General features: G+C 62.6%; 14 protein-coding genes. 3 read left to right on the top strand and 11 right to left on the bottom strand.

Annotated features, from left to right (window positions below; translation table 11 throughout):
* The 8 genes from GRI65_RS14415 to hisB form a co-directional block, all read right to left on the bottom strand.
* On the bottom strand, positions 1-366 hold a 366-nt coding region (locus tag GRI65_RS14415), incomplete at its 3' end, for a YbgC/FadM family acyl-CoA thioesterase (RefSeq protein ID WP_269816335.1).
* Between the two features lie 108 nt (positions 367-474).
* Positions 475-855, bottom strand: coding sequence for a histidine triad nucleotide-binding protein (locus GRI65_RS14410; RefSeq protein WP_160757284.1), 381 nt, complete (start codon positions 853-855; stop codon positions 475-477).
* A gap of 13 nt (positions 856-868) precedes the next feature.
* Positions 869-1,183, bottom strand: coding sequence for a phosphoribosyl-ATP diphosphatase (locus GRI65_RS14405; RefSeq protein WP_160757283.1), 315 nt, complete (start codon positions 1,181-1,183; stop codon positions 869-871).
* A gap of 31 nt (positions 1,184-1,214) precedes the next feature.
* Positions 1,215-1,400, bottom strand: coding sequence for a PEP-CTERM sorting domain-containing protein (locus tag GRI65_RS14400; RefSeq protein WP_160757282.1), 186 nt, complete (start codon positions 1,398-1,400; stop codon positions 1,215-1,217).
* 87 nt (positions 1,401-1,487) lie between these two features.
* On the bottom strand, positions 1,488-2,249 hold the full coding sequence (gene hisF, locus GRI65_RS14395) for an imidazole glycerol phosphate synthase subunit HisF (RefSeq protein ID WP_160757281.1): 762 nt from the start codon (positions 2,247-2,249) through the stop codon (positions 1,488-1,490).
* Between the two features lie 10 nt (positions 2,250-2,259).
* Positions 2,260-2,988 (bottom strand): 1-(5-phosphoribosyl)-5-[(5-phosphoribosylamino)methylideneamino]imidazole-4-carboxamide isomerase, encoded by a 729-nt coding sequence (gene hisA, locus GRI65_RS14390; RefSeq protein WP_160757280.1) that lies wholly within the window; start codon positions 2,986-2,988, stop codon positions 2,260-2,262.
* 30 nt (positions 2,989-3,018) lie between these two features.
* Positions 3,019-3,648, bottom strand: coding sequence for an imidazole glycerol phosphate synthase subunit HisH (gene hisH / locus GRI65_RS14385; RefSeq protein ID WP_160757279.1), 630 nt, complete (start codon positions 3,646-3,648; stop codon positions 3,019-3,021).
* Positions 3,641-4,234 (bottom strand): imidazoleglycerol-phosphate dehydratase HisB, encoded by a 594-nt coding sequence (gene hisB / locus GRI65_RS14380; protein ID WP_160757278.1) that lies wholly within the window; start codon positions 4,232-4,234, stop codon positions 3,641-3,643. The genes hisH and hisB overlap by 8 nt, the downstream gene beginning before the upstream one ends.
* A gap of 127 nt (positions 4,235-4,361) precedes the next feature.
* Between hisB and GRI65_RS14375 the strand changes: the two genes are divergently transcribed.
* Genes GRI65_RS14375 through gmk form a run of 3 tightly spaced genes read left to right on the top strand, consistent with a single transcriptional unit; the run spans position 4,362 to position 6,041 of the window.
* The gene (locus GRI65_RS14375) at positions 4,362-4,865 is read left to right on the top strand and encodes an SspB family protein (protein ID WP_160757277.1); all 504 of its coding nucleotides are present in this window, start codon (positions 4,362-4,364) and stop codon (positions 4,863-4,865) included.
* A gap of 51 nt (positions 4,866-4,916) precedes the next feature.
* A complete protein-coding gene (locus tag GRI65_RS14370; protein WP_160757276.1) occupies positions 4,917-5,339 on the top strand; it encodes a hypothetical protein in 423 nt (140 codons plus the stop codon).
* A 60-nt stretch (positions 5,340-5,399) separates the two neighbouring features.
* Positions 5,400-6,041 carry a guanylate kinase gene (gene gmk / locus GRI65_RS14365; RefSeq protein ID WP_232844194.1) on the top strand — a complete coding sequence of 214 codons (642 nt, stop codon included), beginning with the start codon at positions 5,400-5,402 and terminating at the stop codon, positions 6,039-6,041.
* Between the two features lie 34 nt (positions 6,042-6,075).
* Here gmk and GRI65_RS14360 read toward each other — a convergent pair whose 3' ends face one another.
* The 3 genes from GRI65_RS14360 to GRI65_RS14350 form a co-directional block, all read right to left on the bottom strand.
* Positions 6,076-6,870: an SDR family NAD(P)-dependent oxidoreductase gene (locus tag GRI65_RS14360; RefSeq protein ID WP_160757275.1), complete on the bottom strand. Its 795-nt coding sequence runs from the start codon at positions 6,868-6,870 to the stop codon at positions 6,076-6,078.
* Between the two features lie 19 nt (positions 6,871-6,889).
* Positions 6,890-8,029: an acyl-CoA dehydrogenase family protein gene (locus GRI65_RS14355; RefSeq protein ID WP_160757274.1), complete on the bottom strand. Its 1,140-nt coding sequence runs from the start codon at positions 8,027-8,029 to the stop codon at positions 6,890-6,892.
* An 80-nt stretch (positions 8,030-8,109) separates the two neighbouring features.
* Entirely contained in the window at positions 8,110-9,285 is a 1,176-nt protein-coding gene (locus GRI65_RS14350) for an acyl-CoA dehydrogenase family protein (protein ID WP_160757273.1), read from the bottom strand.
* Positions 9,286-9,297 lie beyond the last annotated feature (12 nt).

Raw genomic sequence — 9,297 nt, 5'->3', positions numbered from 1 at the left:
AACGCGCAAATGCACCTCGGTCAGCAGCTCGTCGCCGCGAAAAGCGCGCTGGTGCATCCGGACCGAGGCGGCGCGCAAATGCGTGCACGTGCTCAGGATCAGCACATCGTCATCCAGCTTGGCAGGGCGGAGATAGCGGATCTGCAAATCGGCGACCGCGTAGGCCCCCTGCCCCGCTTCAATGGCGGCCCGCTGGTCGATTGCCAGCAACCGCAGCATGTCGGACCGGGCGCGTTCGAACCAGCGCAGGTAATTCGCATGATAAACGACGCCGGACAGATCCGTGTCTTCGTAATACGCCCGCACCGCAAAGTGGTGCAGCGGACCATCGAACCGGCCATCATGGGGGGATAGAAGCATCGTCATAGACGCGCGGGCTGTAGCGTAGGGTGGACTCGCTGGGCAACAAAATCGTGCCATTGCAGTCACAGTTTCGTCCAACCGCCGCTGGTGCGGGATCAACGGCGTCGTTTCCTACCCGCGTGCGAGCATCGGACCGAGTGGTTCGCCGCCGAACAGATGGACGTGGAGATGTGGCACTTCCTGCCCGCCATGCGCTCCGACATTCGCCAGCAGCCGGTAGCCGGGTTCGACAAGTCCGTGGGACCTGGCGACCGTGCCGACGGCGCGGACAAACCCGGCGATTTCCTCCGCCGAAGCGTTCGCCGAGAAATCGTCCCAACTGACATAACGCCCCTTGGGGATCACCAACACATGCAATTTCGCTTGCGGGTTGATGTCGGAAAACGCGTAAGCCCAGTCATCTTCGTAGACCTTGGAAGACGGAATTTCCCCGCGCAGGATCTTGGCGAAGATGTTTTCGTCATCATACGGCTCGATGGCGTCTATCGGCATGGTCGGATCCTGTTCATTCGCTGCGCGACGCCTTTTCCTCGAGACCTGAGGTGCCTTCGCGCCGGTCGAGTTCGGCCATGACTTCACCCATGGGCACACCTTTTTCGGCCAGCATCACAGTCAGGTGGAACAGCAGGTCGGCCGCTTCACCGACCAGGTCTTCCCTCGTGCCGGACAGCGCCGCGACGATCGTTTCCACCGCTTCCTCGCCCAGTTTGCGCGCCATGACCGGCAAGCCCCGCGCATGCAGCTGCGCGACGTAGCTTGACCCCGGATCGGCGACCAACCGTTGCTGGATTGTGGTTTCGAGGCGGGTTAGCGTGTCCATTCCGCAGTCATGGATTGTCAGACTTGCGTGGTCAATCCTTGGGAGCGCGATCATTCCTTGGGCGCTTGCTGCGCGCCGTATGCCGGCCAATGATCAGCCCAACTAGCCCCAACCCCATCAGCGCCATGTTGCTTGGTTCCGGAATCTGGATACCGTCCCCGGCAGCGGCCGGAGCGGCCACAAAGATCAGGGCGAGAATCAACAGGCGAAGGGTCATGCGCCCCGTTCGCTGTCACCGGCGTGGTTCGCAACCGCGAAGATCGCGCGCGTCCCGCTTCGGGACCGCGCGTGGGGCAAAGCTTACCTAACCGCGCGCGGGCAATCCGGCAGCGCGCAAGGCGCCGTGCGCTTCGGCGATGGTGTGGGTGCCGAAGTGGAATATCGAGGCCGCCAGCACCGCACTCGCATGGCCCTTGGTGACGCCTTCCACCAGATGATCGAGCGTGCCGACCCCTCCGCTGGCCACCACCGGCACTGACACGGCATCGGCGATGGTGCGGGTCAATTCGAGGTCGTAGCCAGCCTTGGTCCCGTCCCCGTCCATCGATGTGACCAGCAATTCGCCCGCGCCCAGCCCGGCCAGCCTGATCGCATGTTCGACCGCGTCGATCCCGGTCGCCTTCCTGCCGCCATGGGTGAAAATTTCCCACTTGCCCGGCGCAGTCCTGCGGGCATCAATGCTCGCGACGACACATTGGCTGCCAAACCGCTCGGCAATCTCGGCGACAATTTCCGGCCGCGTCACCGCCGCGCTGTTGACCGCAACCTTGTCCGCGCCCGCCAGCAGCAACGCGCGGGCGTCCTCCGCCGTGCGCACGCCGCCGCCGACAGTGAACGGCATGAAGCACACCTCGGCAGTGCGCCGGACGATATCGAGCAATGTCCCGCGTCCTTCATGGGTGGCGGAAATGTCGAGGAAACACAGCTCGTCCGCGCCCGCCGCATCATAGGCCTGCGCCTGCTCGACCGGGTCGCCCGCATCCTTCAGATCGACGAAATTGACGCCCTTGACCACGCGGCCCTCGGCGACATCGAGGCAAGGTATGACGCGGATACGGACGGTCATCGGACGGTCATCACGCCCGTGCCGCCAGCGCCAGCGCCGCCGCCAGATCCAGCCGCCCATCGTATAGCGCGCGCCCGGTGATCACACCTTCGATCCCGTCACGCGCATGAAGCGACAGCATGTGGATATCGTCGAGCCCCTTGACCCCGCCGCTGGCGATGACCGGCATGTCGATTTGCCGGGCTAGTTCCACCGTCGCGTCGATATTGCAGCCCGTCAGCATCCCGTCGCGGCCAATATCAGTGAACAGCAAGCTGGCGACGCCGGCATCCTCGAACCGGCGGGCCATGTCCGCCACCGGTATGTCCGACACGTCGGCCCAACCGGCTGTCGCGACCATCCCGTCCTTGGCGTCGACTGCAACCACGATGCCGCCTTCGAACTCGCGGGCCATGTCCTTCACAAACTGCGGGTCCTTCAGCGCGGCCGTTCCCATCACCACGCGAGCCACGCCGAGCTCGAACCAGCCCTCGACCGCTTCCGGCGTGCGGATACCGCCGCCGAGTTGGACATAGCCGGGAAACGCTTCGATGATCGCTTCGACAGCTTCGCGGTTTTCTGCCCGGCCTGCGAAACTGCCGTCGAGATCGACGACGTGCAAATGCTCTGCCCCGGCCTCGGCGAACAGCATCGCCTGCGCTGCGGCATCATCGCCATATACCGTGGCCCGGTCCATATCGCCCTCGGCCAAGCGAACGACCTGACCCTGTTTAAGGTCGATTGCGGGGAAAACGATCATGCCAAATCTTCCATCAAGCCAAACCTTCCATCAGGGGCGCCAATCCAGAAAGCGTTCGAGCAAGGCCAGGCCGTAGCCCTGGCTCTTCTCGGGATGGAATTGCACCCCGACGATATTGTCGCGCGCCACCGCCGCAACCAGACCGCCACCGTGGTCGGTCATCGCGGCAATATCCCGGCCGCTGTCGGGCACGAAATGATAGGAATGGAGGAAGTAAGCTTCCCCTTCTTCCAACAGGCGCGAATGGCGTTCGTGCGGGGTCAGGGCAACATCGTTCCAGCCCATGTGCGGTACCTTGATATGGGGGTCGGTAATCTCGATCGCGCGGACTTCGCCGGATATCCAGTCGAGCCCGTCGGTCGCGCCGTGTTCCAGCCCGCGGGTGGCGAGCAATTGCATGCCAACGCAAATGCCGAGGAACGGCACTGCGTCTGCCAGCACCCGCGCCTCCAGCGCCTCGACCATGCCGGTGACCGCGCGCAGTCCGCTCGCGCAGGCACCAAAGGAACCGACGCCCGGTAGGACAATCCGGTCTGCGGCACGCACCACGGCGGGATCGGCGGTGACTTTCACTCCGCGGGCGCCCGCAGCTTTCAGCGCGTTGTGGACCGAGTGGAGATTGCCTGCGCCGTAATCGACCAGCGCAATGATCTCAGCCACCGAGTTGGCCCTTGGTGGACGGAACCGCCCCGCCCTTGCGCGGATCAAGTTCGACCGCCTGCCGCATGGCGCGCGCGAAACCCTTGTAGATCGACTCGCAGATATGGTGGTTGTTCTGGCCGTGGATCAATTCGATATGCAGCGTGATCCCGGCCGCCTGGGCCACGGAATGGAACCAGTGTTCGATCAGTTCGGTGTCCCATTCGCCAAGCCGGTCCTGGCTGAACCCGGCGCGCCATACCAGGTAAGGCCGGCCCGAAATATCCAGCGCGACGCGCGCCAGCGTCTCGTCCATCGGCGAATAGACACTGCCGTACCGGCCGATCCCGGCCTTGTCGCCCATTGCTTCGGACAGGGCCTGACCCAGCGCGATGGCGCTGTCTTCGGTGGTGTGATGCTGATCGATATGGAGGTCGCCATCGACATTCATGACCACGTCGATCAGCGAATGACGGGAAAACTGTTCGACCATATGATCGAGAAACCCGATGCCGGTGGATACGTCATAAATACCCGTCCCATCGAGATTTACCTCGATATGGATCTTCGTTTCGGTCGTATTCCGGACAATTTTGGCGGTGCGCATGGATGGGCGCTATACCGGCGGATGGAGTCGGTGCAACCAAAGACCGCCTTGCCGGGGACTGCTTTGCGCCGGTTTTGGTGCTTTGCGTCTTGACCGCAGGGCCTGCCGACGCCACCTAGCAACCAATATGAGCGATGAAGCACCCGACAGCCTGATCCCCTACGATGAAATCGTGCAGGAGGCCCTGCGCGCGGTCGTGGGCAGGGTTCTGGGCGAAATCCAGGCGAACGGCAGCACGCTGCCGGGCAACCATCATTTCTACATTACTTTCAAGACCGGCGCCCCCGGGGTATCCATTCCGCAGCATCTGCGCGAGCGGTTTCCCGACGAGATGACCATTGTCCTGCAAAACAAGTTCTGGGACCTTGGCGTGGACGAAAACGGGTTCACCGTTGGTCTCAGCTTCAACCAGATGCCGGCCAAGCTGGACATCCCGTTTGCGGCGATCACTGCGTTCGTCGATCCGGCGGTCGACTTCGGATTGCAGTTCCAGGCGACCGTCGCCGACATGGCGCCGGAAGTGCATGACGACGCGCAGAACGACGCGCCGGAACCGCTTGCCGGTGAAGCCGTTGAGAACAAGGAAGACGGCTCTAATGTCGTCACGGTCGATTTCGGCCGAAAGAAGTGATCCGATGGGCCCGCATGGCCGGGTGATCGGCGTGAACAGGCGGGCATTCTGATGGCTAGGAAAATCACCAACAAGGCTCCTACCGACCGGTCGGCGAAGGCATTTCGCAAGGCCGCAGACAAGGTGACCAAGTCCGGGAACGAAATTGCCGGACCGAGCCCCAACCCCAGCACCAACCTAATCATCCACGATATCGCGCTCCGGAGCATGGGCCGATTTGTCCGCCTCACGCTGGAAAAAGGACTGCTCTCGCGCCGCTATGACCGGACGCAGGCCAAGGCGATCGTGGAAAACCGTTCCCTGATCCATACGCTTGCCGCGTACGGCGTGACCAAATTGGCCACGCGCTCGCTACCCGGTGCCGCAATTGTCGGCGGGGGATTGATCGCCAAGACCCTGTACGACCGCAGTAAATCGCGCCGATCAGCCCAACGGGCCGGCGACAAGGCGCTGGCCGAACAGGCCGAAGAGTAAGCCGGGCGACAATTCGCCGCAGCACTTGATTTTCCTGCCCATCTCCGCCCATGAGCGGGCATGACCGCTTCATCACCAGACACACTCCATCGCCGCGGGTTGATGTTTATCCTGTCGTCCCCGTCGGGCGCGGGCAAAACTACCATCGCCCGGCGTATCCTGGCGGAGGACGGGCAAATCCGCCTCTCGGTATCGTACACCACCCGGCCGATGCGGCCCGGCGAAGTGCACGGGCGCGATTACTTTTTCGTCGACGCAGATGAATTCAACAGCAAGGTCGAAGCAGGTGAATTTCTCGAATGGGCAGAAGTCTTCGGGCATCTCTACGGCACTCCCAAGGCTGAAATCAAAGCAGGCCTGAAAGCTGGTCACGACTATCTGTTCGATATCGACTGGCAGGGTACGCAGCAATTGTACCAGCGCATGGAAGTCGACGTGGTCCGGGTTTTCCTGTTGCCGCCGAGCATCGAGGAACTTCAGCGGCGCCTGGCTTCACGCGGCACCGACAGCACCCAGGTGGTCGCGGACCGGATGGCCCGCGCGCGCTCCGAAATCAGCCATTGGGACGGTTACGACTATGTCGTGGTCAACGACGATATCAACGCCTGTTTTGACAAGGTCACCGGCATCCTCAATTCCGAACGCATGCGCCGCGCGCGCCAGACAGGGCTGGTGGATTTCGTCCGTGAACTGATGCGCTGAACGGGCCGGGCTGACCGGCCCGCTCGGACGCGAATTACGGCTGCGCGAAGTGGCTCGGCAGGTGCGCGTTGACCACACCGCCGTCGATCGTCAGCGTATCGCCGATCACATAATCGCCGGCCCGGCTGGCAAGGTAGATCGCCCCGGCCGCCATATCTTCCGCATTGCCCACACGCTTCGCCGGAATACCCGTCGCCGCCGCGTCCTCGTGATCGCGCGCGGCGCGGTTCATCGCGCTTGGGAAAGCCCCCGGCGCGATCGAGGTGACGATGATGTTGTCAGGCACCAGCTCTGCCGCCAGCCGCCGTGTCAGGTGGATCACCGCCGCCTTTGACGCTTGGTAGGGATAGGTCAGCCAAGGGTTGATCCGCTGGCCGTCGATGCTGGAGATATTGATGACCTTGGCCGGACGATCGGCGCTCGCCGCTGCTTTCAACAGACCATGGAGCTTCTGGGTCAGGAAGAACGGGGTCTTGACGTTCAGGTCCATCGTCCGGTCCCAGCCGGCTTCGCTGAACTCCGCGAACGGCTGGCCCCATGCCGCGCCGGCGTTGTTGACCAGGATATCCAGATGGTCTTCGCGCTCGGCAATCTGGTCCGCGAGACGCTGGATACCTTCCATGTTCGAAAGATCCCCGGGCAAGCCGATTACCTTGTCACCAAACTCCTCGATCGTGGCATTGATCTCATCAACCTTGCGCGCGGTGATATAAACCTTCGCGCAGCCCGCGGCGAGGAAGCCCTCGACAATCATCTTGCCGATTCCGCGCGAACCACCGGTGACCAATGCGATACGGCCTTCGAGGCTGAAAAGTTCGGTGATGTTCATTATTGTCTCTCCAAAAGCCTCAATAGCCGCTGATCTGGGCGACCCGTTCGGCGTGGTAATACACGTCGCCGAGGAATTCCTGCAGCGCGCGGTCGCGCTTCATATACAGGCCGATGTCATACTCGTCGGTCATGCCGATGCCGCCATGCATCTGGACACCTTCACGAACAGCAAGGCCCGCCGTCTGGCCGACCTTGGCCTTCGCGACCGAAACCATCAGCGCGGCGCTCGGGGCATCGGCATCGAGAAGTTGCTGCGCCTTGATCACCGCTGCGCGGGAAATCTCGACTTCGGAGTAAAGGTGCGCGGCGCGGTGCTGCAGCGCCTGGAATTCGCCGATCAACTTGCCGAACTGCTTGCGCTGCTTGAGGTAATCGACGGTCATGTCCATCGCGCCCCGGGCAACCCCGACGCCCTCCGCAGCGGCGCCGATGCGGCCCGCGTTGAGCATCCGTTCGAGGATTTCGCGCCCGCCATCGACTTCGCCGATGACTGCTCCGCCGTCCAGCTCTACGCCGTCCAGCACCATATGCGTCGCGATCGAACTGTCGACCAGCTTGACCGCGTCCTGGCTGAGGCCGGCGGCGTCCCGGGGCACAGCGAACAGCGTGACCCCTTCCGCGTCGTCATCCGAACCGGAGGTGCGCGCGGCCACGATGATCATGTCCGCACTGGCGCCGTGGATGACGAAATCCTTCTTGCCGGACAGCTTGAAACCGTTGCCAGATTTTTCGGCGCGGGTCGCGATCCGCTCGGGGCGGTGCTTCGCACCTTCGTCGATTGCGACGGCAAAGACGCTCTCGCCGGTGAGAAGGCCTGGCAGGTAGCGCCCGCGCAGATCGTCACTGGCACGGCCAAGCGCGGTAGCCGCCAGCACGGAACTTGTCAGGAATGGCGACGGAGTAAGGTTACGGCCGATTTCCTCGAGCACGATACCGGCTTCGACGTGGCCCATCCCCAGACCGCCATCGTCCTCGGAGACCAGTATTCCGGTGAACCCCATTTCGCCGAACTGCTTCCACAATTCATGGCCGAAACCATCCTTGCAGCCGGTGTCGCGCCAATGGCGCAGCTGGGTCTTGATCGCGCCTTCTTCAGCCATGAACTGGCTGGCGCTGTCGGCCAGCATCGTCTGATCGTCGTCGTAATACAGTGGCATGTCAGTTTCCTCTCCCGTCGTCCCCGCGGCAAGCGGGCCCCCGCGTTTGCGGGCGTGACGACCGATCAATCAATCTTGCTTCAGGCGCCCGGCAAATCCAGGATGCGCTTGGCGATCACGTTCAGCATCACTTCGCTGGTGCCGCCTTCGATAGAGTTGGCCTTGGTCCGCAGCCAGCCGCGCGATGGCTTGCCGCCGCTCGTTTCCTCGCTGTCCCATTCGAGGCTGCGGCTGCCGCCGGCTGACATCATCAATTCGTGGCGACGCTTGTTAAGCTCCGTCCCGACATATTTCATCATGTTCGGCTGTGCGGGATGCGCTTTGCCGACCTTGATTTCGTCGAGGAATTTCTCGCCCATGGCACCGTAAGCCAGTGCATCGATGTCGAACATCGCCAGTTCGGCGCGTAGCATCGGGTCAAGGTCGCCGCCTTCCTTGGCGGCCTGGCGCAGCATTGCCACACCAATGGCGCTGGTGCGGTCACCGCCGCCCGCGCCGGAGATCATCTCGCGTTCGTGGCCAAGCAGATATTTCGCCACATCCCAGCCGCGATTGATTTCACCGACATGCTGCTCCTTGGGCACCTTCACATCGTCGAAGAAGGTTTCGCAGAACGGGCTGTTGCCGCTGATCAGCAAGATCGGCTTGGTGGAAACGCCGGGCGTTGCCATGTCGAACAGCATGAAGGTGATGCCCTGGTACTTGTCTGCCTTGTCCGTGCGGACGAGGCAGAAAATCCAGTCCGCTTCGTCGGCGTAGGAAGTCCAGATCTTCTGGCCGTTGACGACCCAGTGATCTCCCTTGTCTTCGCCGAACGTCTGCATCGATACCAGGTCGGAGCCGGAGCCCGGTTCCGAATAGCCCTGGCACCAGCGGATTTCGCCGCGGGCGATCTCGCCGAGATAATGGACCTTCTGTTCCTCGGTCCCGAATTTCAGAAGTGCGGGGCCGAGCATCCAGATGCCGAAGCTGCTGAGCGGCGGGCGGGCGTTGATACGTGCCATTTCCTCGCGCAGGATCTTGGCTTCTGCGGGTTCGAGGCCGGCACCGCCATACGCCTTGGGCCATGCAGGCACCGTGTAACCCTTGGCCACGCACGCTTCGAACCAGGATTTCTGCGCTTCGCTCTTGAATTTAGCGTTGCGGCCGCCCCAATAGACGTCTTCTTCGTCGCGTACCGGCTGCCGCATTTCTTCGGGGCAATTCGCCTCCAGCCATGTGCGGGTTTCGCTGCGGAATGTTTCCAGATCAGCCATTGTTCGGGGTCC

Source organism: Allopontixanthobacter sediminis (assembly GCF_009828115.1).
In the GTDB taxonomy this organism is placed as follows: domain Bacteria; phylum Pseudomonadota; class Alphaproteobacteria; order Sphingomonadales; family Sphingomonadaceae; genus Allopontixanthobacter; species Allopontixanthobacter sediminis.
This window is presented reverse-complemented; position numbering and strand designations above follow the sequence as displayed.

Bases quoted from the DNA above. Each gene is read 5' to 3' on its own strand.
- GRI65_RS14410 (WP_160757284.1), bottom strand. From the start codon at position 855: ATGCCGATAGACGCCATCGAGCCGTATGATGACGAAAACATCTTCGCC.
- GRI65_RS14405 (WP_160757283.1), bottom strand. From the start codon at position 1,183: ATGGACACGCTAACCCGCCTCGAAACCACAATCCAGCAACGGTTGGTC.
- GRI65_RS14400 (WP_160757282.1), bottom strand. From the start codon at position 1,400: ATGACCCTTCGCCTGTTGATTCTCGCCCTGATCTTTGTGGCCGCTCCG.
- hisF (WP_160757281.1), bottom strand. From the start codon at position 2,249: ATGACCGTCCGTATCCGCGTCATACCTTGCCTCGATGTCGCCGAGGGC.
- hisA (WP_160757280.1), bottom strand. From the start codon at position 2,988: ATGATCGTTTTCCCCGCAATCGACCTTAAACAGGGTCAGGTCGTTCGC.
- hisB (WP_160757278.1), bottom strand. From the start codon at position 4,234: ATGCGCACCGCCAAAATTGTCCGGAATACGACCGAAACGAAGATCCAT.
- GRI65_RS14375 (WP_160757277.1), top strand. From the start codon at position 4,362: ATGAGCGATGAAGCACCCGACAGCCTGATCCCCTACGATGAAATCGTG.
- GRI65_RS14370 (WP_160757276.1), top strand. From the start codon at position 4,917: ATGGCTAGGAAAATCACCAACAAGGCTCCTACCGACCGGTCGGCGAAG.
- gmk (WP_232844194.1), top strand. From the start codon at position 5,400: ATGACCGCTTCATCACCAGACACACTCCATCGCCGCGGGTTGATGTTT.
- GRI65_RS14360 (WP_160757275.1), bottom strand. From the start codon at position 6,870: ATGAACATCACCGAACTTTTCAGCCTCGAAGGCCGTATCGCATTGGTC.
- GRI65_RS14355 (WP_160757274.1), bottom strand. From the start codon at position 8,029: ATGCCACTGTATTACGACGACGATCAGACGATGCTGGCCGACAGCGCC.
- GRI65_RS14350 (WP_160757273.1), bottom strand. From the start codon at position 9,285: ATGGCTGATCTGGAAACATTCCGCAGCGAAACCCGCACATGGCTGGAG.